Below are 24,999 nucleotides of genomic sequence, written 5' to 3'. Positions count from 1 at the left end.
GGATAGATTAAGCGGTAAATTTGAGCAACTTGAACATACTACTGATGAGCGATTGGATAATCATGAGAAGCGTATTTATGCACTAGAATTTAAGGAGACTGAAAGTGAAAAATAATCTAACTGATATATTATTCTTTCTATATAACAGCGGAATGCTAACGGCTGTTGCTTTATTTGCAATAAAGGCAATTAAAGCACATACCAAGAATCAGAATTTGTTAATGCTAGCAACATGGGCCCAACAAGCAATTACTTGGGCCGATAATCAAGCTGGCGAAAACATTAACTTAGCCACAACATTTATTCAAAAGCGCCTCGCAGCAAATAATTTGCAGGGGCGCTTTTCTGATGCACAAATTCAAGCAGTATTGCTAAAGGCAAACAAGACTATTAAGGAGGAAGCATAATGTTAAATGGTATTGATATTTCAAATTATCAAGCAGACTTAAATGTAGGGGTAATTGGTGCAGATTTTGTTATCGTAAAGGCAACGGAGGGGCTTAATTACATTAACCCTGTAGCTGACCAACATTATCAACAAGCAAAGGCAGCAAGTAAACTATTAGGTGTTTATCACTTTATGACAGCTGATGATCCACGAGCACAAGCAGAGTTCTTTGTTAATAATGTTGGCGGCTATGTTGGTGAAGCAGTGCTAGTGTTAGACTTCGAGGCTGGTGGATTAGCTCTTGGCTCGAATGGGGCTAAGGTATTCTTAGACCGTGTTAAGGAGCTAACGGGTGTTGCACCATTGATTTACATGTCAAAGTGCACGATTAATCAAATGGATTGGTCGGCTGTAGCGCCAGATTATGGCTTGTGGGCTGCTCAATACGCTAATTATGCCCGGACAGGCTATCTTAGCGACCCATGGACTGATGACACCGGTTGGGGAGCTTGGGGACAACCAGCATTGTTCCAATATAGTTCAAGTGGTGCTTTGAATGGTTACGCTGGTAATCTGGACTTAGACATTGCCTACATGGATGCCGACGCCTGGCACAAGTTCGCCGGTAAGGACATAGCTAACCCAGATATTAATAACGGTCCTCAACCACAACTAAATAAGGTTGTAGACCAGGTATTAAACGTTGGTGATAATTTTAGTTTTACTGACCAAATTTATCGGGTTGACGAATTGAAGATGGTACATGATTTCTGGCAATTCATTTCTTATGAGTTGGCTGGTGGAAATGATGCTAATTGGGAAAATAACGGTGTGCCAGCAGCAATTGTTGATGAAGTAACTGTTGGGACTTTATCCGCTGAAGGACAAGACCAAGTCTTACAAGTAGGCTCATATGCTAAGTTCAAGAAGGCAGAGCCGTGGACGGTCTTAGAAGTCAATGCTGAATCAAATGGCGTTAAGGTTGATACAGACGGATATGGTACACTTTGGTTAGATGCTACAACGCTTACTAAGATTTAAACTAGTCGAATTTGACCAGTTTAAACTTGAGTTAAGCAACTAGGATTACCATATGTTTAGTAGCAACCCAACTACTTAAAATTCACAGCATACTCCTAAGTGCAATTGAATAAACAACAGCTGATTAGTACGCCCATTTTAATCAGTAAGAAAAGCCTCACTAGGTAGATTAATTTCTACTTGGTGAGGCTTTTTTGTTTTTACATACAAAAGTATATATCATAATTTATCGCAACAATATATTTTGAAATTTAGAGAATTTAAATAGCTATATATCAACGTTTATCGCTGTTAGTGGTAAAATTTTAGAAAACTTGTATGATGGTAATATCGATAATGAGAATATATAAATTTAATTAAACTAATTTGCCTAAAAGTGTTGACTTTTTGTACTATATATAGTATTATTAATATATAGAAAGGAGGAGGATATGAGATACAAGCCTAAGCATGCCAAGCGCAAACAAAAAGAGCCTTGGTCAAGGTCAGATAAATTAGCGTTAGTCGGAGTTGGAATCTCACTACTCGCATTTATCAAAGAGTTGCTTGAATAGGGCTCTTGTCAAAGAAAGGTCAGCAATGACCTTCTTTGGTGTATCCATATTAACACACATTTATGAAAAAACTTAATAGAACAGAAAAACTACTTATGCTTATGATAATTATTCAAATAATTACATTGATCGTTGGGTTGGTAAAGTCATGACAGAGAAGAGTACACAAACGGAACGTAATAAACGTTGGCAAAGTCAAAATAAAGAACGGGCGAAGTTTCTACAATATCGGAGTTATGCACGTTCTTTTATTCGTAATTTAGCAACAAAGGAAGACCTTGTAGAGTTAAAACAATTAATTAAGGATAGAGAACAAGGACTTGATTAAGTTATATGTATTTTTTAATTACCGTATAGAATAAAAAACGCCATTCAAGATAGAATGACGACATTATTCGATGAGGGTTATTTTAGAATCTATTTATATTAGGTAGCATTTGAATTTCTAATGAGATTCAGATGCTTTTTACTTACAAAAAGTAGTGAGTCCTTTAGTGAGTCCTTTGCATAATACAACGGATTTCGATGTTGATATATCGGCGTTTAGAGGTACTAAAGTGTGTTACAAATGAAACAGGCCTTTTTTGTGTTTGTTGATAGCTTAAATATCAATTAACCGCTCGAGTTTATGAAGTGCAAGCTTGCTGCACAGTAATTGAGCTTAAATCGACTGTGAATTGAAAAGTTAGTGATAATTAAAGCATCGTACTATAAATGTGTTGATCAACAACATACATTATTAAGGAGATTTTTATCATGGTTGAAGTAATTGAGCATATTGTAGTACCTGGACGGCCCGCATTAGATGAGGGGCACGCAAAACCACCTTTTGAACAAGTTCATCTACATTCGACGGGAAACATTACTGATTCACTTGAGGGTGAAAAGAATTATTTAGCAACAAATTATGAGTCGGCCAACTATACGCACATTGTTGGCTGGAATCCCAAGACTAAGCAAGCCGAAGCTTGGCAAGTGATGGCAACCAATGGTGGTGCTTATGATGTTGGCGGTGATTGGAATTGGGAAGCATATGCAGCCATTGAATTTGCAGAAGGTTCTATCACTAATCGGGAACAATTCTTTGCTGCTTATCAAATCTACATTGAGTTGACACGGCAATTGGCAGTGGAAGCTGGGTTGACGGATTTCACCCTAGATACTAGTGCTACACCAGGAATTAAGACACATAACTATGCGTCAGCAACGGGGCATGGTTCTGATCACGTTGATCCTTTGCCATTCTTAGCTAGTTGGGGTGTATCGTATGAGCAATTAAAGCAGGATGTCTTTAATGGAACTGCTAGTCAACCTAAGCCGGACAAGGGTATTGTTGTTGGCGCAACGGTAGCGCCCTATCGCAATGATGATGAACAAAAGGGTAATCTATTTATTGCGGATGCAGTTGTTTCTAGTGGCGGTATTGACCAATTAGCTAGCTATGTCCTAGTTGGTGGTGCAGACCAATTTACTTGGGCCAATAACGGTGTACCAACCGCTTTGGTTGATGAATACGATAGCACTGGTGAACATAAGACTGACGATCAAATCATTCAAGTTGGTTCATATTTCCGCTTTAACGTTAATTTTGTAATCACTAGTCAAAATATTAATGCAACTAATAAACAAAGTTATAGTTTCATTGTGCCAGTAGGTTACAATGCCGGTTATGGTTTCTGGGTCTTAACTAGTTATTTAAAAGAAATTGCCTAGTCGGTAAAAATAATTAAAAATTAAACGACGCATGCGTACATTTATTTGTAAGCATGCGCTTTTTTGTTGGATTAATTTAAAGAAACTTGCCAAAGAGCTGGAATGTAAAGAAAAGATTTACATAACCCCGTCAAAAATTTTACATTCACAAGGGATAATAGTTAATAGTAGTTGAGATAAAAATAGGAGGCGTTCGTATGAAGCGCAGTTGGTTAATAAGCGCAGCAATTGTCCTAATTGCTGGGGGCCTATTAGCTTTTGGATACTCTAACCGGAGTAAAGAAAGTGGCACAAATATTACAGCAGTTGGTTCGACTGCCCTACAGCCCTTAGTAGAAGCGGCTGGTGAGCAGTTTGCAGCAGAGAACTTTGGTGTTTTTATAAATGTACAGGGTGGCGGAACTGGTACTGGTTTGGCGCAAATTCAAGCCGGGGCTGTTGACTTAGGTGACTCAGATTTGTTTGCCGAAGAAAAAGCCGGCATCAATGCAAAAAATTTGGTTGATCACCGAATTGCCGTAGTTGGTGTGGCGCCTTTAGTTAATAAGGCAGCTGGCATTAAAAATTTAACAACTGAACAACTAACGAAAGTCTTTACGAAACAAGTTACAAACTGGCGTGAAGTTGGTGGAAATGACCTACCAATTGTCCTAGTTAACCGGGTTGCTGGTTCGGGAACCCGTGCAACCTTTGAAAAGTGGGGGTTAAACGGTGCACAATCGGCCGAAGCCCAAGAGCAAGATTCTTCAGGAATGGTTCGCTCGATTGTTAGTTCAACCCCTGGTGCAATCTCGTATGCCGCCTTTTCTTACTTAGATAAGACGGTTGATGTACCAACCTTAAATGGTATAAAGCCAACGAATGCCAATGTTGAAACTGGCGCTTGGCCAATTTGGTCTTATGAGCATATCTACACTAAGGGCCAACCTAAGGGTGCAGTTAAAAACTTTTTACAATATTTAGTCTCACCAAAAATTCAATCAACTTTGGTACCGCAATTAGGTTATATCTCAATTCATGATATGCAGGTCGAGCGATCAGCGGATGGAAAATTAACCCACTTACAACCAAATAACTAGTTTTAATGATGATGAATAAGAAGAGGAGTATCGAACATGGATGAAATCCGTGAATCGCTTTTAAAAAAATCTAAGGCAAGTAAAGTTGAACAGTTCGGACGTTATTTGTCATTGTCAGCCCTTGCATTAATCGTCTTAGTTGTGCTATCAATTTTCTACTTTGTGGCAACTAAGGGTCTAGCAACTTTTTTTGTTGATAAAGTTAATTTTTGGTCATTTTTGACTGGCTCACACTGGGCGCCTGGTCAGCTTGATAAAGCCGGTCACCAAATGGTTGGGGCAGCTCCAATGATTGTTGGCTCATTTTTGGTAACCTTGTTATCAGCTTTAATTGCAACACCTTTTGCAATTGGAACAGCCATCTTTATGACTGAAATTTCACCCAAACGTGGCGCTAAAATTCTAGGTCCAGTAACGGAACTATTAGTTGGAATTCCTTCCGTTGTTTATGGTTTTATTGGTTTATCTGTAATCGTACCGGTAATGCGGTCAATCTTTGGTGGATCAGGGTTTGGAATCTTGGCCGGGTCACTTGTCTTGTTTGTGATGATTCTACCAACAATTACTTCAATGACCGTCGATACTTTGAAATCAGTACCACGTCACTATCGCGAGTCAGCCTTGGCTCTAGGATCAACACGTTGGCAAATGATTTATAAGGTGATTTTGCGGGCAGCAACTCCTGGAATTTTGACCGCTATCGTTTTTGGAATGGCGCGGGCTTTTGGTGAAGCTTTGGCCGTACAAATGGTGGTTGGTAATGCAGCCTTGATGCCAAAGGACTTAACATCACCAGCAGCGACACTAACATCAGTTTTGACCCAAGGAATTGGTAATACTGTCATGGGAACTTTACCAAATAATGCGCTTTGGTCTTTGGCCTTAATTCTTTTGATGATGTCACTGTTCTTTAATTTGGTTGTGCGGGCAATTGGTAAGAAAGGAGCCATCTAAGCATGAAGGCGAAAACAGCAAATAAGATTGCAACGATTGTTTTATATATCATTGCGGGCTTAGTAATTTTAATTTTAGCAGCGCTGCTCGGTTATATCCTAGTACAAGGTGTGCCTCATCTATCATGGCATTTCTTGACGGCGCCAGCGACCGCCTTTACAGCGGGTGGGGGAATTGGAATTCAACTATTTAATTCAATTTATCTATTATTATTAACGATGGTTATTTCATTACCAATTGCCTTGGGCGCTGGTATTTATCTTAACGAATATGCTAAGCCTAAGAGCTATGTAACTGGCTTGGTTAGAACTGCGATTGAAATTTTATCATCATTACCTTCGGTGGTTGTCGGTTTGTTTGGTTTCCTTTTATTTGTGGTTCAATTCAAATTAGGCTTTTCAATCCTATCTGGTGCGGTTGCCTTAACCTTCTTTAACTTACCTTTGCTAACTCGTTCAGTTGAAGAGTCTTTACGGACAATTCCTGATTTACAAAGAGAAGCCGGTTCAGCTTTAGGTTTGTCGCGATGGACCACAGTGGGACATGTGATTTTGCCAGCTGCCTTGCCATCAATTGTTACCGGAGTTGTGCTTTCAGCCGGTCGGGTCTTTGGTGAAGCCGCTGCCTTAATCTATACTGCGGGTCAATCAGCACCAGCGTTGAATTGGACTGACTGGAATCCCTTTAACGTTTCCAGCCCATTAAACCTTATGCGACCAGCTGAAACTTTGGCGGTGCACATTTGGAAGGTTAACTCAGAAGGAATTATGCCAGATGCCGCCGCAGTTTCTGCTGGTGCATCAGCGGTCTTAATTATTGCAGTGTTATTGTTCAACTTTGCGGCACGTTACTTCTCAAAAGTTTTGTATCGTCGCTTAACAGCATCAAAATAAGGGGTCTGTGAGAAATGACTGAAACGACACAACTGGTTTTTAATGATGAAATGCCAGAACGTTACATCTATGAAATGGACGAAACTAAGCATGAAGTCGCTTTGGCGACGAATGATTTAGCAGTTTATTATGGTGGTGACAAATTAGCGTTACAAGACGCTGATTTAAAATTTGAACGGTTTAAGATTACATCTTTAATTGGTGCTTCTGGTTCAGGTAAGTCAACCTTCTTACGTTCTTTGAATCGAATGAATGATGCCGTTGCCAGAGTTGACGGTAAAATTATCTATCGGGGACTTGATATAAATTCATCAGATATTGATGTTTATGAGATGCGTAAGCATATTGGCATGGTTTTCCAAAGGCCGAATCCATTTGCTAAATCAATTTATGAAAATATTACTTTTGCTTTAAAGCAACATGGTATCCGGGATAAAGCAACCTTAGATGAACTAATTGAGACTTCATTAAAGCAAGCAGCCCTCTGGGATGAAGTTAAAGATGATTTAAATAAATCAGCCTTAGCGCTATCTGGTGGGCAACAGCAACGTTTGGTCATTGCCCGGGCAGTGGCCATGAAGCCAGATATTCTTTTGCTAGATGAACCTGCTTCAGCTTTGGATCCAATTTCATCATCTAAAATTGAAGATACCTTGTTGAAACTCAAAGATGATTACACAATTATTATTGTTACGCATAATATGCAACAAGCCGCCCGAATCTCCGATTACACCGCCTTCTTCCACATGGGGAAGGTCGTTGAATATGATTTGACACGTAAGATTTTCACACGGCCTAAGGTACAGCGAACAATTGATTATGTGAATGGAAACTTTGGTTAGGGGTTAAGATGACAGATAAGATATTAACAACAGAAAATGTCCGTTTATATTATGGGAAAAAAGAGGCCTTACACGGGATTAATCTGGATTATGATCAGTATGGAATTACGGCCTTAATTGGCCCATCTGGTTCTGGAAAATCAACTTATTTGCGGGCCCTAAATCGGATGCACGATTTAACTGATAATGTAACGGTCAACGGTACATTTCTATTCAAAGGAGCGGATATTTATTCGCCAAGCACTGATAAAGTTGAACTGCGTAAACAAATTGGGATGGTCTTTCAACAACCCAATCCATTTCCATTTTCAATTTACGATAATGTTGCCTTTGGTTTACGAATTTCAGGTATGCATAACAAGGCTGAACTTGATGAAATCGTTGAGACTTCACTAAAGCAAGCGGCTGTCTGGGACGAAGTTAAAGATACTTTGCATAAGTCGGCTCTATCATTATCTGGTGGACAACAACAGCGGGTTTCGATTGCTCGTGCTTTAGCAACTTCACCCGAAATTTTATTACTGGATGAACCGACTTCGGCCTTAGATCCAGTCTCAGCCCATTTAGTTGAAAATACTTTGCTAGATATTCGTGATAAGTACACCTTGATTGTGGTAACGCACTCAATGTCCCAGGCTTCACGTATTTCTGACCGGACAGCCTTCTTTATGAATGGCAATCTAATCGAAGTTAATAACACCAAGAAAATTTTCCTTGATCCAGATCAACAAGAAACACAAGATTACATTTCCGGCCGTTTCGGGTAAAATATAAATAAATATACAAAAGGGGTTCACTATGCGTCGACTATTTGATGAAGAATTAGCAGATTTAGATACATCTTTTAAGGAGATGGGGCTATTAGTTGCTGAACGTTTACATGAAGCTGTTCAGGCCTTTTTGGACCATGATCGTGAAGCAGCGGAGCGGATTATTGAGGATGATAAAGCAATTAACCAAAGAGAGATTGCTTTAGAGAAGAAAACATTTGAAATGATTGCTTTGTACCAACCAGTTACCACTGATTTACGTGAAATTGTAACCATTTTAAAGGCCGTTTCAGTGCTAGAACGCATAGGCGATAACGCCCGTAACATTGCTTTATCAACAATTGCCATTAAGGGTACCAAGCGGGTACCTGAAATTGAAGAACTAATTGGTTCAACGGGTGAAGTTGTTGCCAAGATGGTTTCAGAAGTTTTGACTTATTATGTGAATGATGATGCCCGTGGTTCACAAACCTTGGCAGAAATTGCTTTGGATGTTTCTCAACGGACCGCCAAAATTCGTGACCTTGTAATTGAGAGCATGAAAGCCGATTCTGAGTTAGTTACAAGCTCAACCGATTACTTAGTCATTGGTGGCTACTTAAAGCGAACCTCAGACTATGTAACGGATATTGCTGAGTGGATTATTTATAAGCGGACGGGTAAGATTGTCGAATTAAACCCAGGTAAGTCATCGTTTATCTAACGCGTGTTAATGAAAAACAAAGAATTAAAGTAAACCGCTTCTAATAAGAGGCTAGAACAAAACCCTTATAAAGGTCTTTGTTCTAGCCTCTTATTTTTTGAAATAAAAAAGCTAGTGCACCATATGATGTACTAGCTTTTATCTTTGACTGGTAGATGAGCCCAGCTATGTTTAACGATCATCACGGCGTTTGATTTCTTGATAACGTCGGAACCACAAGTCGACATATGCTTGCGAAAATGGACCTTCCTGTGTGTTGATCCAATCCACCAATATTTTAACGTGTTCTTTGACAATAAAATCAATATCACTCGGATATTGCCACTGTTCTTTGTGCAACTCATATTCATCTGTATCAAGGAGGCGCTTTTCACCATCAGGAAAGACTTTAACATCAAGGTCATAATCAATGTATTTTAAAGCTTCCTTGTCCAAGACAAAGGGTGACGCTAAGTTGCAGTAATAAGAAACACCATTATTTCGAATCATCGCAATAATATTGAACCAATATTTACGATGAAAGTATACAATTGCAGGCTCACGCGTAACCCAACGTCGGCCGTCATCTTCGGTAACGAGGGTATGGTCATTAAGCCCGATAATTGCGTTCTCGCTGGTCTTTAGGACCATTGTGTCACGCCATGTTCGGTGGAGGCTGCCGTCGTGCTTGTAGCTCTTGATCGTAATGAAATCACCTTCGCGAGGTAAACGACCATCTTTCATAATATTATATTGAGCCTTTCTGCAGCATAAAACCGAGTATCGTCTTAAATTGTACCACACAAAGTTTACCAAGCGGGAGACATCCTACTTGTTTTCTTCAAGCCATTTGTTAATCAAATCAGCCCGAAAGCCGCGCCGGAATAAAGCCCTTTTAAAACGGCGTGTGAAATCCCAGCCAGTGTACTGGGCATAACGGTCAGCGGCCTTTTGGGCTTCACGGTCTAAGTTAGCCCATTCAATGTCAGCTTTGTCATCACTGTCCAATTCAGCCAAATAGTCTTGAATGATTGGTTCGAAACGGTCACTATCAAAGCCATTCTGAATCAGTTTTTGACTAACCTTTTGGCGGGCCATAAATTGCGATTGACCTTGGTATTTTGCAAATAGTTGATTGACCTGTTGTACGATGTGTTCATCTTGGTCCTCATCAACATAACTTTCCATGGCCTCAGCAATTACATCAGAGTCAACGCCAAAAGAACGTAATTTGCGCATGATACCACGCGGACCTAACTTTCCATTGCTTGAACTAACTGCAACATAAGCTTCTGCAAAGGCTTGGTCATTTAAGATACCAGCCTCTTCAAGGCGGTTGATCACCCGATAAATAATATCATTTGGAAACTCAGCTTTTTTAAGTTTCAAAACGAGTTGTTTTTTAGCAATTAAGCGCCCCGTGGCTAGTGTGAGCCCTTTAATGTAGGCTTTTTGCTCAAATTCAGCCATTTGGATTTCTTCGAGCATTTCGTCATCAACTTCGGTCCCTTTGAAAAGATCAAATTGGATTAGAATTTTTTCATCAACGGCTAAGGCAAATTCATCATCTAAATAAATATTGTAGCGTCCAGGCCGTCGCTGTTGACTAACACGAGTTACTTTTTTCATAATAATTACTCCTGGATTTAAGTTTAAAGTTAATTTATCCGATAAGCAAGTCAGTTACTGTTATTTTAATTAGTAAATTAAGAGAAAAAACTTGGGTACAAAGGGGTTTGTTCAGCTAGGGCGCCCCAACAAAAGTGCTGGCAGAGCCTTGTTAAGAAAGCGGAAATTAGATATACTAAATTGTTAAGAAAAATAAGATTACTTTAAGATATTAAGGGCGCATTAAGATGGCAAATTTAGAAGAAGAGCTGCAAACTAGACGAACGTTTGCGATTATTTCGCACCCTGACGCCGGTAAAACAACAATCACGGAGCAAATGCTTTTACTTGGTGGGGTTGTGCGAGAAGCAGGAACTGTTAAGGGGCGCAAGGGGAACTTTGCCAAGTCAGATTGGATGGAAATCGAACAAAAGCGTGGTATTTCGGTTACATCATCAGTCTTACAATTTGATTTTGGTGATAAGCGCATCAATATTTTGGACACACCAGGGCACGAGGACTTCTCAGAAGACACCTATCGAACGCTGATGGCGGTGGATTCAGTTGTCATGGTCGTTGATTCTGCCAAGGGTATTGAGCCACAAACTAAGAAATTATTTGAAATTGTTAAAGAGCGGCACATTCCAATCTTTACTTTTTTCAATAAGTTAGATCGCGATGGCCGGCCAGCAATTGATTTGGTCGATGAACTAGAATCAACACTGGGTATCCAAGCCTATCCAATGAACTGGCCAATTGGTTCAGGAAAAATTTTGGCTGGCTTGTATGATTTATATCATAAACGGGTTGAATTATATCGGCCAGCAGACGGTGCAAAGCGTTTCCTTCCATTGGATGCTGCTGCTGGTGATGAGTTGGCAGCTGCTAATGCCTTACAAACTAATCCACTCTGGGATGAAGTAAAGGATGAAGTTGAACTATTACAAGATGCTGGTAATGAATTTGATGAGGACGCTATTTTGCGTGGTGAGTTGACGCCAGTTTTCTTTGGTTCAGCGCTTACGAATTTCGGAGTTGAGACCTTTCTTGAGACCTACATGGATTATGCGCCAGCACCAGTTGCTAAAAAGACGGTTGATGGTACGTTAGTTGAACCAGCTAATCCACAATTCTCAGCCTTTGTCTTTAAGATTCAAGCAAATATGGATCCAAACCATCGTGACCGGATTGCCTTTGTGCGTATTGTGTCAGGTGAATTTGAACGTGGTATGGATGTAACACTCAAACGCTTAAATAAGAAGTTGCGCCTATCAAATGTGACGCAATTTATGGCGGATTCAAGAGAGAATGTGCAAAATGCTTATCCGGGCGATATTATTGGTATCTATGATACCGGTAATTTCCAAATCGGGGACACAATCTATGCTGGTAAAAAAGCATTAGAGTTCGAAGAACTACCAACCTTTACGCCAGAAACTTTTATGCGCGTACGAGCAAAGAATGTTTTGAAGCAAAAGTCTTTCCATAAGGGTGTAACCCAACTGGTACAAGAAGGTACGATTCAGATGTATACTGCTTGGGATTCAGGTGAGTACATTCTAGGAGCGGTTGGTCAGTTGCAGTTTGAAGTTTTCCAGTTCCGAATGGAAAATGAATATAATACGGAAGTTACGCTTGAAGCTATGGGCGCTAAGACAGCGCGCTGGGTTAATCCAGATCAACTTGATTCACGAATGGCATCATCACGAAACCTCTTGGTGCGTGACCGTAATGGCGAACCAGTATTTTTGTTTGAAAATGCTTTTGCTGAACGTTGGTTCAAGGATAAGTATCCTGATGTAGAATTGGAGACAAAACTATGAGTATGATATTATCATTACTTCCATTTTCGGGGGCTTGGTCATTGGGCTTTGAGGCGATTGCCGCAGTTCTTGTGCTACCAACTGGTCTATATTTTGCAGGCCATACCTTGCTACATTCATATCCAAAGTTGTTTAACGCACTCCACTGGCTCTTTGGCTTGTATATTGTATATGTATTAGTAGTCGCTTTGATGATGCTAATAATCTACTAAAATTTCTAGAAAGTAGTAATTTACTACTTTCTTTTTTTTAATTAGGTGAGTATACTTAAAATTATATAAAAACGTTGATGAAGACATGTTGATGAATCAAACAAGTGTTAAGCGAGTCTGGATTGGTGTAAGCAGACCTTTGTGATTGATCGGTACTACTTCTGAAGTGAGTTGTCGAAACAACTTCGTTTCCCGCGTTAAGGGGTGAAGAGGTAGGATGTTTATATCCTGCAAATTCGGGTGGTACCACGTGTAAACGTCCCGTTGCATTTTTGTGCAATGGGACGTTTTTATTAACGTTAAAATTAGTCACTAAATTGTTAAGGAGAACATTATGGCAGATGTAAAAATTACTTTTCCTGATGGCGCAGTCAAGGAATTTCCAGCCGAGACAACCCCACTAGAAATTGCAACGGGGATTTCTAAGTCCCTAGCTAAAAAAGCCGTATCAGCCAAGTTGAACGGTCAATACGTTGGAATGAATGATGCCATCAAAACAGATGGTGATTTTGCCCTAATTACCAAAGATGACGCTGAAGGTCTACAATTGTTACGGCACTCAGTATCGCACTTACTTGCACAGGCATTAAAGCGTTTATACCCCAATATGCACTTTGGGGTCGGCCCAGCCATTGATAATGGCTTCTATTATGATACTGATAATGCAGATGGTAATCAGATTTCAGTTGAACAATTCCCAGAAATTGAAGCCATGATGAAAAAAATTGTTGATGAAAATCTACCAATTGTTTCGCATGAAATTACGCGGGCGGAAGCTTTGGAAATGTTCAAAGATGATCCATTTAAGATTGAATTGATCAATGATTTGCCAGCTGATGAACATATTACAGTGGCAGTACAAGGGGAACACGTTGAATTGGACCGTGGGGGACTTGTCCCTTCAACTGGTTGGATTAAGTTCTTCAAGTTGACATCAGTCGCTGGGGCTTACTGGCGTGGTAAGTCTGATAACCAAATGCTACAACGGATTTATGGAACCGCTTTTTGGACTAAGGCAGATCTAGATGCTGAACTACAACGGCGGGCGGAAGCCAAGGAACGTGACCACCGCCGGATTGGTGCGGATATGGATTTGTTCTTCACGAGCCAAGAAGTTGGGTCAGGACTACCAGTTTGGCTACCAAACGGGGCTGCAATTCGTCGAACTTTGGAACGTTACATTGTTGACCGTGAGCTACAAAAAGGTTATCAACATGTCTATACACCAGTCTTGTCAAACCTTGAACTATATAAGACATCTGGCCACTGGGATCACTATCAAGATGATATGTTCCCACCAATGGACATGGGCGATGGCGAATTCTTAGAGCTACGCCCAATGAACTGCCCATCTCACATTCAAGTGTATAAGCACGTACCACGTTCATATCGTGAGTTACCACTACGAATTGCTGAATTAGGTATGATGCACCGTTATGAGAAGTCTGGAGCGCTTACTGGTTTGGCCCGTGTGCGTGAAATGACTTTGAATGATGGTCACACGTTCGTAACGCTTGACCAAATCGAGGACGAATTTAAGCAAATCTTGGATTTGATGATTGATGTCTATGCTGATTTCAACATTTCTGACTACCGTTTCCGTTTGTCATACCGTGATCCTAAGAATACTGAAAAGTATTTCGACGATGATGAGATGTGGGAACGCTCACAAGCAATGTTGAAGAACGTTATGGACGACATGGAGTTGGATTACTTTGAAGCTGAGGGTGAGGCCGCCTTTTATGGTCCAAAGCTTGATGTTCAAATTAAGACGGCCCTTGGTGGTGAGGAAACACTATCAACAATCCAACTTGACTTCCTTTTGCCAGAGAAGTTTGAGCTTGAATATGTTGGTGCTGATGGTGAAAAGCATCGCCCAGTGATGATTCACCGTGGTGTTATCTCAACGATGGAGCGTTTCACGGCCTACTTGACTGAAATGTATAAGGGAGCCTTCCCAACTTGGTTGGCGCCACATCAAGTTCGTGTAATCCCAGTTAATCGTGAAGCACATGCTGACTATGCACATGAAATTGTTGACCATTTGGTAGCAGAGAATTTCCGGGCAGATTATGATGGCCGGAATGAAAAGCTAGGCTACTTGATTCGTGAAAGTGCTAAGGATCGTGTACCTTACACGCTTGTAATTGGTGATGAAGAGGTTAATAGCCGTTCCGTTACCGTACGTCGTTTTGGTTCAACTGATACGCAAGTTATGTCACTTGATGACTTCTACGCAGCATTGCATGCCGATGTTGCTAATTACTCACGACCAGTAGAGCAAGCAGCTGAATAAAACTTTAAAGAAATGAACACTTAGTTGTTCATTTCTTTTTTTTGGATATTTACAAATTTAGGCTTAGAATACTTGAATTGGTCTAGGAATTGGTCTATAATTTGGTCTATACCAATTAGAAGAAACGAGGGATTAAGCATGATGAAGATTATTCGGGTTAAAGATCAGGTTGCGGGGGGCAAGGCTGGGTTTAAAGTTTTTGCAGATGCTTTAGCACAAGGAGCACAGGTCTTTGGGTTGGCAACTGGATCAACACCAATCAGTGTTTATGATGAAATAACTAATTCAGATCTTGATTTGAGTGAGAAAACATCGATAAACCTTGATGAGTATAAAGGGTTGGCAGCTGATCACCCACAAAGCTATCACTATTTTATGAATGAGCATCTTTTTAGCAAAAAGCCTTTTAAAGCGAGTTATGTACCTGATGGTTTGGCACCAGCAGCTAGTGAAACAAAGTGCTATGACCAAATTATTGCGGACAATCCAATTAATTTACAATTGCTAGGTTTAGGTCAAAATGGACATATTGGGTTTAATGAACCCGGTACGGCTTTTTCAACGCAAACGCATGAGGTAAGCTTGACTGAATCAACAATTCAAGCAAATGCGCGTTTCTTTGCAAATGAAGCTGAGGTACCTCATTTTGCTTATTCAATGGGGATTGCTTCGATTATGCAAGCCCAACAAATTTTAATTATGGCTTATGGTGCAGCCAAAGCTGATGCTGTTGCCGCTATGATTGAGGGGCCTGTTACGGAAGCCGTACCAGCAAGTGCACTACAAAATCACCCGGATGTAATTGTAATTATCGATGATGCCGCCGCCAGCAAACTTAAAAATAATTAATTTGAGCACCGACGCTTGAATTATATTGAACAATATCGTACAATAATACTCGTAGGGGTTAAACCTATACACAACCAATTCTCTTTCTCTCTCTTAGCCGCTATGACCTAACCAGTTATAGTGGCGTTTTTTATTGTCATAATTAAAAATTATCATGATTATCATATGAAAAAACAGATGAATTAGGTCAAAATTACGGTTTTCTGGTTGATTTTTATTGCTTTGAGTATAGACAGGCCTTTAGGGTTTGGGCTAAAATAGGAAAAACATGTTAAGAGGAGTACTCAAATGACTTATCAACACTTATTTACTTTAGGATTTAAAGTTAACGATGGGACAACAACAGATTGGCGCTATCGGACAGTGACTATTGAGTCAACTGAGGCAATGCCATCATCTAGTGAATTGGCTGAAGCTAAGTTGGTCTTAAAGGGCCAGTTTGATCGTCAAGATAAGTATGACATTTCATACACAGTAATGAATATTAGTACGATTACGCTTGGTTAAGTATTGGCCAAAAAAAGGGAACATCATGGTGATGTTCCCTTTTTACGTGTTAAGGTATTTTGCTGGATAATGTCGGTCAGGCTTTATTGGAAAACCTGGAATAACATAATGAAAATCCCTGACAGGGATAAGAAAAGCATAAAGATTACAAATATTCGGATGATAATTTGTAGGGGAGAACTTTTCTTTTTACTATATTTCGCCATGAAAGCATCTCTTTTCCTAATATTGCAACCATTATAACAGATAATCGACTTATGACACAGGGGGCGGTGTGATATGCACCTTTAAATAATAATTACTATTAGAATATATGATTAAATGAAAATTAAGTTATTTCTGGGTATAATGGATAAAGAAGTCAAAAGGGGGGCGACATGTTTACGTTTGTCACTTGGCCAAACTCAATCATAATTTTGAGTGTCTTTTGGTTATTTTTATTGTTTGGTCGAAGGAGTTTCTTACGGCACCAGCTAAAACGCCGGATTAAGAGTTTCGACCTTTTATTGCCAATATTTTTGTGGGTAATCCAAAGTATTAGTTTTCAAAGTTGGCATAGTGACATATTGAGTCCCCTACTATTAGTCTTTACTTTCTGGGGAATGGGTATTGCATTATGGCAGGGCTTTGTATCACAACGCTTTACCTTTCGCTACTTTTTCAAGATTTGGTGGCGTTTGATGAGCTTAGCTTCTTTTGGCCTACTATGTATCTTAGCAATAATTAGCGTAATTTAAGTTAGAAAATGAGGTCTATAATGCAAAAAATTGATGGAATTGTTAAAACCTGGAATAGTGAAAAGGGTTTTGGCTTTATTGAAGTAAAAAATGAAGATGATGTCTTTGTACATTTTTCAGGAATTGAGAGTGCGGGTGTACGGGACTTACTCCCAGGTAGTGAGGTTAAATTGATGATTGTGAGCGGGGTTCGTGGTCCGCAAGCAGCAGGAGTTGAGGTGGTTACTGATGAAGGATGAGGCTGAATTTGCTGAGAAAGTTTTGAGCGAAAACGATAAATTTCAAGGGAAAATTATCCGTGTAACAGAACAAACAGTTGAGTTACCTGATGGGCGTCAATCAACTCGTGAAATTGTTTACCATAGTGGTGCAATTGCTATTTTAGCGCTAACCGCAGAAAATCAAATGATTGTTGAGCGTCAATGGCGTGCACCAATTCAAGCAGTAACTTATGAAGTTCCAGCCGGTAAGCTTGATAGTCGAGATACGAATACTTTAGATGCAGCTAAGCGTGAATTAAATGAAGAAACTCGGTTGGAAGCCGGTAATTTGCGTGAAATCACCACATTTTACACTTCAGTTGGTTTTTCAGATGAAAAGATGACTTTGTATTTAGCAACTGACCTTAGTCCAGTTAAGCAAGCACTACCCCAAGATGATGATGAAGAAATTGAATTAGTTTATTGGGACTTTGCTAAGGCAACTGAATTGTTTGAAAATGGTCAAATGAATGATGCAAAAACGGTGATGGCTTATCTATATTGGAAAACCATCCAGGGCTAAAAAGGTTGGCAGGTGCCTATGAAATTAAAATTTTGGTCTAAAAAGACGCCTCAAAGCGAGGAACCAGTTGAGGATACCTTGCACCGAATCAGTCGTTTAAGTGGTGATGAGCAGCCAACTGATCGTGTTTTGACCCGTCATGAATTTAAAGCAACCGACAAAGGTAAGTATCCTTTGGACCCGGTAACGCGTAAGTTGACCGTAGAGGGGAAACGGCTAAGGTTAAAACATCGTTTAAATTTAGCGATTATTATTTTATTGGTAGCGATTATCTTCGTCTACCTCATTTTATTTTTCTTATAAGGCTTAGTAACCGGTCAAATATAAGTTATGGCTTGCTAGTATTTTACTAGTAGCTGGGTGGTTTAATGAATTTTGGGAAAGTTGTGGAGCAACTTTTAGGATAAAAAAGGAGTATTTATGCAATACGGAATTATTAATGCAATGCCAGAGGAAATGACCGCACTAGTTGCAGCAATGGATGAACAAAAACAGTCGGTGATTGCTGGTAAGGTTTTTTATCACGGTAAAATCGGCCGTGTAGATGTGGTCATTGTTGAAGCTGGAATTGGTAAGGTTGCAGCTGCAATTACAACGACATTGTTATTAACTAATTTTGCCGTTGATTTGGTGATTAATTCTGGTTCTGCCGGCGCGCTTGGAGCAGATTTGCGGATTGGGGATGTAGTAGTTGCCAGTGAATTAGCCTATGCGGATGCAGATGCCCGTGCTTTTGGCTATGCTTATGGGCAAGTACCACAGCAACCTGCCCGTTACCAGGCAGATGAAGGTTTATCAAAAGCTTTAGTTGAGCTATTTAAAAACGATTTGAATACCAAAGTTGAGCGTGGCTTGATTATTACCAGTGATTCTTTTATTGCTAGTGATGAACAGAAAAAAGCAATTCTAACCCATTTTTCTGAGGCCCAGTCGGCTGAAATGGAAGGGGCTGCAATTGCGCAGACGGCCCATTATTTTGATATTCCATTTGCAGTAGTCCGTGCAATCTCAGATAATGCTAATGGAGAAGCTGGACTAACCTTTGATGAATTTATCGTTGAAGCTGGTCGACAATCAGCTGAAGTTCTAGTAAAGTTTTTCAAAGCACAATAGGGGGAGTTTAAATGAGTGAGTTAGAGGGGCTTGATCCGCACTTACAGAATGGAATATATGGGAAGAAACAGCTTAATCCTGACGAAAAGCGGCATTATTTGGGGACCTTTCGTGAACGGGTATATATGACACAGACGGTGGCGACTTTTGGTCAAGCTGACTATTTACCACTCTGGGAACGTAGCTTGTTAGACCATGAAGATGCAACCTTATTAATTAATGGTAATTTACCCATTGATTTGGTTAATAAATACATTAAACTGGCTAGTTACTATGGTGTGGCCTTTACTTTGGTGACTGATGCAGCCTACCATACTGAGCCTAAAGATCTTGCCGTAGTTTTGACTGCGCATGAGGCGGTGAATATCAAAGATATTGCCATTGAAGATCAGGTAAAGTTGGTAGAAGAAACGAAAGCGCCAAGCAAAAAAGCCCATTGGTATGACCGGTTATTCGGTAAATAGAAGGGGATAGGATGCAGCAACCTTTAGCATATCGCATGCGGCCAACTAATATTGATGAGATTGTTGGACAGCAACACTTAGTTGGCCCAGGCAAGATAATTTGGCGGATGGTGGAAGCAAAGATGCTTTCATCAATGATTTTGTATGGCCCACCTGGGACCGGAAAAACATCAATTGCTTCTGCAATTGCTGGTTCGACTAAATATGCCTTTCGTATGCTAAATGCTGCTACTGATGGGAAAAAAGAGTTACAGCAAATTGCCCTTGAAGCAAAGATGTCGGGGACCGTGGTCCTTTTGTTAGATGAAATTCATCGTCTGGATAAAACTAAACAAGACTTTTTATTGCCTCATCTCGAATCAGGCGCGATTGTCTTGATTGGGGCGACAACTGAGAATCCCTATATCACAATTAATCCGGCGATTAGATCCCGAGCACAGATTTTTGAAGTAAAACCCCTTGCTGAGGATGAGGTGAAGTTAGCAATTCAGCGGGCTTTAACTGATGAAAAGCGGGGCTTGGGTAGCTATCAAGTTGATTTAGCACCTGCGGCAATGAATCAATTGGTTTATGCAACTAATGGTGATTTGCGTTCAGCACTAAATGGTTTGGAGTTAGCGGTTAGATCAACACCAGCAGATAGTGATGGCAAAATTAAGATTGATTTACCAATTATTGAAGAAACCGTACAGCAAAAGGCGTTGACGGCTGATAAAGATGGAGACGGGCATTATGATGTTGTTTCAGCCTTACAAAAGTCGATTCGGGGTTCGGATACAGATGCCGCCTTGCATTACCTTGCACGCCTAATTGAAGCCGGCGACTTGCCAAGCATTATGCGACGGTTATCCGTAATTGCTTATGAAGATATTGGTTTAGCTAATCCTGCGGCAGCAGCCCGCGCAATTACCGCGATTCAAGCTGCCGAGCGCTTGGGCTTTCCAGAAGCCCGGATTCCTTTAGCTAATGCAGTAATCGAATTAGCTTTATCACCAAAATCAAATTCGGCTTACTTAGCAATTGACGCAGCCTTGGCCGATATTCGGCAAGGCAAAGCAGGGGTAATTCCAGATCATTTAAAGGATGCACACTATAAAGGTGCCGCTAAGCTTAATCATGGCGTTGACTATATTTACCCACACGATTATCAGGGTGATTGGGTTGCCCAACAATACTTGCCAGATCGAATCAAAGATCGACAATATTGGCAAGCAAAGGGAAATTCAAAAGTTGAGTCAGCTTACCTCGAACGTTATCAAAAATTACATCAGGGACAGCAGGCAGGGTTACGTAAAAAGTAAGGCCTAATGCTTATAATTTACACTAAAAACGTGTATAATTATCTCAGACGAATTACTTGAACGTACGAGAATTTCACCTATACAATAAATGCTTTACAACCAACTTCTAGGGGAGGGCGGGTGGTTCTTGCAGATACACTAGGTTACTAGTATGAGTGAGAATCAGCTTAATTACCCACGTCCATAAACTTGGAGCCATTTTTGTTGAAAAACCAACGGCGTTAAGCAAGTGTTCGTACCTCACGATAGGTTAAGCCTATCGTGAGGTTTTCTTTTGCAGATTAAGGAGATTGATGATGATTGTTTTTGTTTTTGGGCTCTTTGCCTGCATTATTTTGATTTTGGCGGTTTATCTATTGCGCCATCGCCATAATTTATTTGGCTTATCAGCCGAAAAATTAGGCTTAGTCCCAAGTATTTACGGTAGTTTGTTATTACTAACGGCATTGGCAATCTTAGTTTCAAGTGCAATTTATAGAGATGCCCCACTACCAACGACGCTCTTTGTAATTGTTGGTACGCTATTGACAACCGCCATGGCAGTTTCAATTAGTCAACGGATGTTTAAATAGGCTATCATAAAAAATTCATGAAAGCATCGCTGAAACTTCCTTTTGGAAAGTATGAATCAGTTGTATAATTAACTTATATTATATAAGAACGATTTTAGGAGGCTTGATTATGGATGAGTTGAACTACAAGGACGTTTTAGTACCAGTTGACGGTTCTAAGGAAGCTGAAGCTGCGTTACGAAAGGCAATTTCAGTTGTTAAGCGAAATGGTGACGGAGCATCATTGCATATTTTGCATGTCATCGACACGCGGGCCTTCCAAAATGTCGCTGATTTCCGGACAACGATGGTTGAACAAGTTTCAGCAACAGCTGAAAAGACTCTGCAAGCCTATCTAGAAGACGCTAAGCAAGAGGGTTTGGTAAACGTTGATTATTCAATTGAGTATGGTTCACCTAAAGATGTAATTGCTCACCAAGCTCCAGAGAAGTTTGGCGCAGATTTGATTGTAATTGGTGCAACGGGGTTAAATGCCATTGAGCGATTACTAATCGGTTCGGTAACTGAGTATGTAACCCGGACATCTAAGATTGATACTTTGATTGTACGTGCTAAATAATTAATATAAATTTATCTTGATGAGCAAGGCTTTGGCCTTGCTTATTTTTTTTGAAAAGTAACTTAAGTAATCGGTAAGCTTCTATTAAGTACCGACAAAGGTTCTAGCGATATTGTTTATACAAGATATAAATTCATAGAAAGCCAGGTGAAGTGAATGAACTTTATCAAACGTGCAGGCATTACTCTATGGGCAAAAAAAGGGCGAACACTTTTATTAATCGTTACCGCCGCTGTTATTTTGCTCTTTGTAATGACTGGCTTAATTATTCAAAACGCAGCATTGCAGGCTGCTAAGACGGCAACTAACTCAGTTGGTTCGACTGTGACCTTATCAACTAATCGGGAGGCCGCTTTTAAAGCCATGCAATCTGAGATGTCGTCGGTATCGTCGTCAAGTAATTCAGGTAGTAATCGGCCTAAGATGACTGAGTACACAACTAGCTTAAGTGCGGTTGAAAAGATTGCTCAGCTATCCAATGTGGCTTCGTATAACATTACTAATACCGCCCAGGTTGCAGCGAGTGGCTTTTCAGCTATTACCAGTGATAATAGTGGTCAAGGTGGTCAGTTTAACAATGACAACGCTGCAATCAGTTTGTCTGGTGTTAGCACAACGGCTGGCAACAGTGATTTTACTAGCGGTAGCAATAAAATTAAAAATGGCCGGGGAATTGAAACGAGTGACAAAAATTCTAATAATGCTGTGATTTCACAAGAATTAGCTAAGAGTAATAATTTGAAAGTGGGTTCAACCGTGACGGTTAAATACACTAATGATAGTGATGATACTAGCACTTATAAGCTTAAGGTGGTTGGTATTTACGCTGATACTACTAGCGATAGTGCTGATAGTTTCCGGGACCCAGCTAATACAATTTATACTAACTATACAATGGTAAATACCGTTAAAAATACACCAGACCAAGTCTCAAACGTTAGCTTCACGATGGCCGATTCATCTAAGACCCAAGCATTCGTTAAGGCCGCTACGAAGGACATTAATACTAAGCAGATGCAACTAACTTCTGATAGTACCGCCTATGAGCAGACAGCTAAGCAAATGCAGACCGTGGCTAGTTATGCAAATAAAATTGTTTGGGTTGTGACAGTTGCTGGCGCTTTGATTTTGGGCTTAATCATCATCTTAATGACTCGCGAGCGGCGTCACGAGAGTGGAATCTTAGTCGCACTTGGTGAAAGTAAAATTAAGATTTTAGGTCAATATTTTGTCGAATTGATTGTAATTCTTGCAATTGGCTTAGGGATTGCGACTGCTTCTGGACAAGCAATGAGTGGCGTTGTTGGTAAGCAATTAGTTAATCAATCGATTAGCGCAGCTCAGAATAATCAGACGGGTACAAATGGTGCTGGAGCAGTTCCTGGCAATATGCAAGCCGGTGGTCGACAGGGCTTTAATAACCATCAAATTAGTGGCAGCCTAGCTAATAAGCAAAGCTTACAAACGGTAATCACACCAGGAACTATTTTAGAATTAGGTGGTGTAGCATTACTGATTGCGGTCTTGTCGGTCGCGGGAGCTAGCTCAACGATCTTACGCTTACAACCAAAGAAAATATTGCAGGATGATTAAGGAGGAAGTTTTTAATGACATTGACAGTTAAAAATTTAAGTCACTGGTATACTAATCCTGATGAAGCGTTATATCGGGATGTAAATCTAACCTTTGAAGATGGCAAATTTTATGCAATTGTGGGAGAATCTGGTTCTGGTAAGACAACTTTATTGTCCTTCTTAGCGGGCCTTGACTTACCTGCCACCGGTGAGATTGCGGTTAATGGTAAAGCAATTGAGCAAATTGGCTTGACAGCTTATCGAAGGCATGAAGTATCAACAATCTTTCAAGCCTACAACTTATTAACAACCATGTCAGCCTACCAAAACCTAGCAACGGCACTCGCAATTACACAATCAAGCCGGGCAAAAGATAAAGCATATATATTCGATGTTTTAGCCCAAGTGGGGATTGATGAGCAAAAAGCGGTTAAAAGTGTACAAAAACTTTCTGGTGGTGAGCAACAACGGGTGGCGATTGCCCGGTCCTTGGCAGTGGATGCACCAATTGTGCTAGCCGATGAGGCCACTGGTAATTTAGATCATGATAATTCTTTGAAAATCATTGAACTCTTTCAGAATTTGGCCCATCAACATGGTAAAACTGTTATTTTGATTACGCATGATCAAGCCTTAGCGCTGAAAGCTGATAAAAAAATTCTGTTAGAAAAACAGCGGTTTACTCAGGTCAAAGCCTAAAAGTCATAAGTTTGTCTAAATAGTTTAGCAAAAATCCTAATCAGCCACTTGCTGATTAGGATTTTTTTCTTAGAAAGGCTACAATGAAATAAGTAGAAAATAGATGGAGACCGCGTATGAGTAATGAAAATATCGCCTTAGTGGCGTCAGCGTTAACAAATAGTCGTGGCACAACAATTTTAGGCCATGTTTCACCCTATCATGCAATTGTTAGGGTAACTTTACCAAATGATCAAAAAATTAACGTTAATGTTGATGGAACCGGTGATTTTTTGGTTCCGGTACCAGCCCACATAACACAGGGAATGGTAAAAGTAACAGCTGTTTTGCCAGAAAATAGTGATTCTTTGTCAATTGTTGAGACTGAGATTAAAGCGCCTACCCCAGTGGTAACTGGGGTGTTGGCTACCCGGGGTGGTCGTCGCTTTTTAGAAGGTAGTGTTAATCAAGCAAAACTTGAGATTGTTTTATGGATTGCTGAAAAAAAAGAGCCAATTTATATTGTGCCAGACCAAAATAACGAATTTGAAATTGAAGTTCCCGATAATGTGACAGCCAACATGTTACATGTGATTGCAACTAATCCAATTACTGGTGAACAGGGTGTTGGTGACATTACCGTTGGGGTTACTACCGAAACGACAACAGTCCCAATTTTAACTGATGAAATTATTGCAGCTTATGTTAGTCAAGCATCACAGCCAAGCTTGGTTGGACAAGACACACAGCCAGTAGCAGTTGAACCAGTTGTTGATGAAGAGGAAATGGCTGCTGCACGAGTAATTGCTCGTCAAGCTCGTCGCGACAACCATAATATGCAAGAAGAGAAAATGGAACGATCTAGAAAACAAAATCATAAGAAGCGTTCACCGCTTTCACGTTTTTTTCATGCATTGTTTGGTCGTAAATAATACTCAACCCTAGGCAAAGCCGAATGAATCGTTTACAATATTACTGTAAGCGATTTCATTAATTTTCGAGGGTGG

General features: G+C 40.2%; 30 protein-coding genes. 28 read left to right on the top strand and 2 right to left on the bottom strand.

The genetic code is table 11. The features are described from left to right. Positions 1-104: 104 nt before the first annotated feature. From TT13_RS03225 to phoU, 11 genes are all read left to right on the top strand, one after another. Positions 105-407, top strand: a complete 303-nt coding sequence (locus tag TT13_RS03225) for a hypothetical protein (protein ID WP_052348524.1) — start codon at positions 105-107, stop codon at positions 405-407. Further along, entirely contained in the window at positions 407-1,429 is a 1,023-nt protein-coding gene (locus TT13_RS03220) for a GH25 family lysozyme (RefSeq protein WP_052348523.1), read from the top strand. The genes TT13_RS03225 and TT13_RS03220 overlap by 1 nt, the downstream gene beginning before the upstream one ends. Positions 1,430-1,860: 431 nt before the next feature. Beyond that, positions 1,861-1,983 carry a hypothetical protein gene (locus tag TT13_RS11600; protein ID WP_278279334.1) on the top strand — a complete coding sequence of 41 codons (123 nt, stop codon included), beginning with the start codon at positions 1,861-1,863 and terminating at the stop codon, positions 1,981-1,983. 148 nt (positions 1,984-2,131) lie between these two features. Further along, the gene (locus TT13_RS03215; RefSeq protein ID WP_027698654.1) at positions 2,132-2,311 is read left to right on the top strand and encodes a hypothetical protein; all 180 of its coding nucleotides are present in this window, start codon (positions 2,132-2,134) and stop codon (positions 2,309-2,311) included. Positions 2,312-2,739: 428 nt separating this feature from the next. Then, entirely contained in the window at positions 2,740-3,696 is a 957-nt protein-coding gene (locus TT13_RS03210; RefSeq protein WP_052348522.1) for a lytic exoenzyme target recognition domain-containing protein, read from the top strand. Between the two features lie 197 nt (positions 3,697-3,893). Further along, positions 3,894-4,775, top strand: a complete 882-nt coding sequence (locus TT13_RS03205) for a phosphate ABC transporter substrate-binding protein PstS family protein (RefSeq protein WP_027698653.1) — start codon at positions 3,894-3,896, stop codon at positions 4,773-4,775. A 36-nt stretch (positions 4,776-4,811) separates the two neighbouring features. Further along, a complete protein-coding gene (pstC, locus tag TT13_RS03200; protein WP_027698652.1) occupies positions 4,812-5,729 on the top strand; it encodes a phosphate ABC transporter permease subunit PstC in 918 nt (305 codons plus the stop codon). A gap of 2 nt (positions 5,730-5,731) precedes the next feature. Continuing rightward, on the top strand, positions 5,732-6,622 hold the full coding sequence (gene pstA, locus TT13_RS03195) for a phosphate ABC transporter permease PstA (protein ID WP_027698651.1): 891 nt from the start codon (positions 5,732-5,734) through the stop codon (positions 6,620-6,622). Positions 6,623-6,636: 14 nt separating this feature from the next. Beyond that, positions 6,637-7,464: a phosphate ABC transporter ATP-binding protein PstB gene (gene pstB / locus TT13_RS03190; RefSeq protein WP_027698650.1), complete on the top strand. Its 828-nt coding sequence runs from the start codon at positions 6,637-6,639 to the stop codon at positions 7,462-7,464. An 8-nt stretch (positions 7,465-7,472) separates the two neighbouring features. After that, positions 7,473-8,231, top strand: a complete 759-nt coding sequence (gene pstB, locus TT13_RS03185) for a phosphate ABC transporter ATP-binding protein PstB (RefSeq protein WP_027698649.1) — start codon at positions 7,473-7,475, stop codon at positions 8,229-8,231. Between the two features lie 31 nt (positions 8,232-8,262). Further along, positions 8,263-8,937 (top strand): phosphate signaling complex protein PhoU, encoded by a 675-nt coding sequence (phoU, locus tag TT13_RS03180; RefSeq protein WP_027698648.1) that lies wholly within the window; start codon positions 8,263-8,265, stop codon positions 8,935-8,937. Positions 8,938-9,108: 171 nt separating this feature from the next. Here phoU and ntdP read toward each other — a convergent pair whose 3' ends face one another. Next, positions 9,109-9,660: a nucleoside tri-diphosphate phosphatase gene (ntdP, locus tag TT13_RS03175; RefSeq protein ID WP_027698647.1), complete on the bottom strand. Its 552-nt coding sequence runs from the start codon at positions 9,658-9,660 to the stop codon at positions 9,109-9,111. A gap of 84 nt (positions 9,661-9,744) precedes the next feature. Then, positions 9,745-10,545 carry a RecX family transcriptional regulator gene (locus tag TT13_RS03170; RefSeq protein ID WP_027698646.1) on the bottom strand — a complete coding sequence of 267 codons (801 nt, stop codon included), beginning with the start codon at positions 10,543-10,545 and terminating at the stop codon, positions 9,745-9,747. A gap of 227 nt (positions 10,546-10,772) precedes the next feature. Here TT13_RS03170 and TT13_RS03165 point away from each other — a divergent pair, with 227 nt between their 5' ends. The 17 genes from TT13_RS03165 (at position 10,773) to TT13_RS03085 (ending at position 24,924) form a co-directional block, all read left to right on the top strand. Then, a complete protein-coding gene (locus tag TT13_RS03165; protein WP_027698645.1) occupies positions 10,773-12,347 on the top strand; it encodes a peptide chain release factor 3 in 1,575 nt (524 codons plus the stop codon). Further along, positions 12,344-12,559, top strand: a complete 216-nt coding sequence (locus tag TT13_RS03160; RefSeq protein ID WP_027698644.1) for a hypothetical protein — start codon at positions 12,344-12,346, stop codon at positions 12,557-12,559. Before TT13_RS03165 ends, TT13_RS03160 begins: the two co-directional genes overlap by 4 nt. A 334-nt stretch (positions 12,560-12,893) precedes the next feature. Next, complete coding sequence (gene thrS, locus TT13_RS03155; protein ID WP_027698643.1) at positions 12,894-14,855, top strand: threonine--tRNA ligase; 1,962 nt, start codon at positions 12,894-12,896, stop codon at positions 14,853-14,855. Between the two features lie 141 nt (positions 14,856-14,996). Continuing rightward, complete coding sequence (locus tag TT13_RS03150; RefSeq protein ID WP_027698642.1) at positions 14,997-15,704, top strand: glucosamine-6-phosphate deaminase; 708 nt, start codon at positions 14,997-14,999, stop codon at positions 15,702-15,704. 288 nt (positions 15,705-15,992) lie between these two features. Continuing rightward, positions 15,993-16,211: a hypothetical protein gene (locus TT13_RS03145; protein WP_027698641.1), complete on the top strand. Its 219-nt coding sequence runs from the start codon at positions 15,993-15,995 to the stop codon at positions 16,209-16,211. Positions 16,212-16,588: 377 nt separating this feature from the next. Beyond that, on the top strand, positions 16,589-16,948 hold the full coding sequence (locus TT13_RS03140) for a DUF3397 family protein (protein ID WP_027698640.1): 360 nt from the start codon (positions 16,589-16,591) through the stop codon (positions 16,946-16,948). Between the two features lie 20 nt (positions 16,949-16,968). Further along, on the top strand, positions 16,969-17,187 hold the full coding sequence (locus TT13_RS03135) for a cold-shock protein (protein WP_027698639.1): 219 nt from the start codon (positions 16,969-16,971) through the stop codon (positions 17,185-17,187). After that, positions 17,177-17,731 carry an NUDIX hydrolase gene (locus TT13_RS03130; RefSeq protein WP_027698638.1) on the top strand — a complete coding sequence of 185 codons (555 nt, stop codon included), beginning with the start codon at positions 17,177-17,179 and terminating at the stop codon, positions 17,729-17,731. The genes TT13_RS03135 and TT13_RS03130 overlap by 11 nt, the downstream gene beginning before the upstream one ends. 18 nt (positions 17,732-17,749) lie before the next feature. Further along, positions 17,750-18,034: a hypothetical protein gene (locus TT13_RS03125; RefSeq protein WP_045476514.1), complete on the top strand. Its 285-nt coding sequence runs from the start codon at positions 17,750-17,752 to the stop codon at positions 18,032-18,034. A gap of 117 nt (positions 18,035-18,151) precedes the next feature. Next, entirely contained in the window at positions 18,152-18,844 is a 693-nt protein-coding gene (locus tag TT13_RS03120) for a 5'-methylthioadenosine/adenosylhomocysteine nucleosidase (RefSeq protein WP_027698636.1), read from the top strand. Positions 18,845-18,855: 11 nt separating this feature from the next. After that, a complete protein-coding gene (locus tag TT13_RS03115; protein WP_027698635.1) occupies positions 18,856-19,308 on the top strand; it encodes a YueI family protein in 453 nt (150 codons plus the stop codon). An 11-nt stretch (positions 19,309-19,319) separates the two neighbouring features. Next, positions 19,320-20,609 (top strand): replication-associated recombination protein A, encoded by a 1,290-nt coding sequence (locus TT13_RS03110; RefSeq protein ID WP_027698634.1) that lies wholly within the window; start codon positions 19,320-19,322, stop codon positions 20,607-20,609. Between the two features lie 296 nt (positions 20,610-20,905). Continuing rightward, on the top strand, positions 20,906-21,181 hold the full coding sequence (locus TT13_RS03105; protein WP_052348521.1) for a hypothetical protein: 276 nt from the start codon (positions 20,906-20,908) through the stop codon (positions 21,179-21,181). A gap of 109 nt (positions 21,182-21,290) precedes the next feature. Next, positions 21,291-21,740 (top strand): universal stress protein, encoded by a 450-nt coding sequence (locus TT13_RS03100; protein ID WP_045476512.1) that lies wholly within the window; start codon positions 21,291-21,293, stop codon positions 21,738-21,740. A 156-nt stretch (positions 21,741-21,896) separates the two neighbouring features. Further along, positions 21,897-23,333, top strand: a complete 1,437-nt coding sequence (locus TT13_RS03095) for an ABC transporter permease (RefSeq protein WP_027698631.1) — start codon at positions 21,897-21,899, stop codon at positions 23,331-23,333. A 14-nt stretch (positions 23,334-23,347) separates the two neighbouring features. Beyond that, positions 23,348-24,013 (top strand): ABC transporter ATP-binding protein, encoded by a 666-nt coding sequence (locus TT13_RS03090; protein WP_027698630.1) that lies wholly within the window; start codon positions 23,348-23,350, stop codon positions 24,011-24,013. A gap of 116 nt (positions 24,014-24,129) precedes the next feature. Continuing rightward, positions 24,130-24,924, top strand: a complete 795-nt coding sequence (locus TT13_RS03085) for a hypothetical protein (protein ID WP_052348520.1) — start codon at positions 24,130-24,132, stop codon at positions 24,922-24,924. Positions 24,925-24,999 lie beyond the last annotated feature (75 nt).

It is taken from the genome of Weissella oryzae SG25 (genome assembly GCF_000691805.2).
GTDB classification, from domain to species: domain Bacteria; phylum Bacillota; class Bacilli; order Lactobacillales; family Lactobacillaceae; genus Weissella; species Weissella oryzae.
This window is presented reverse-complemented; position numbering and strand designations above follow the sequence as displayed.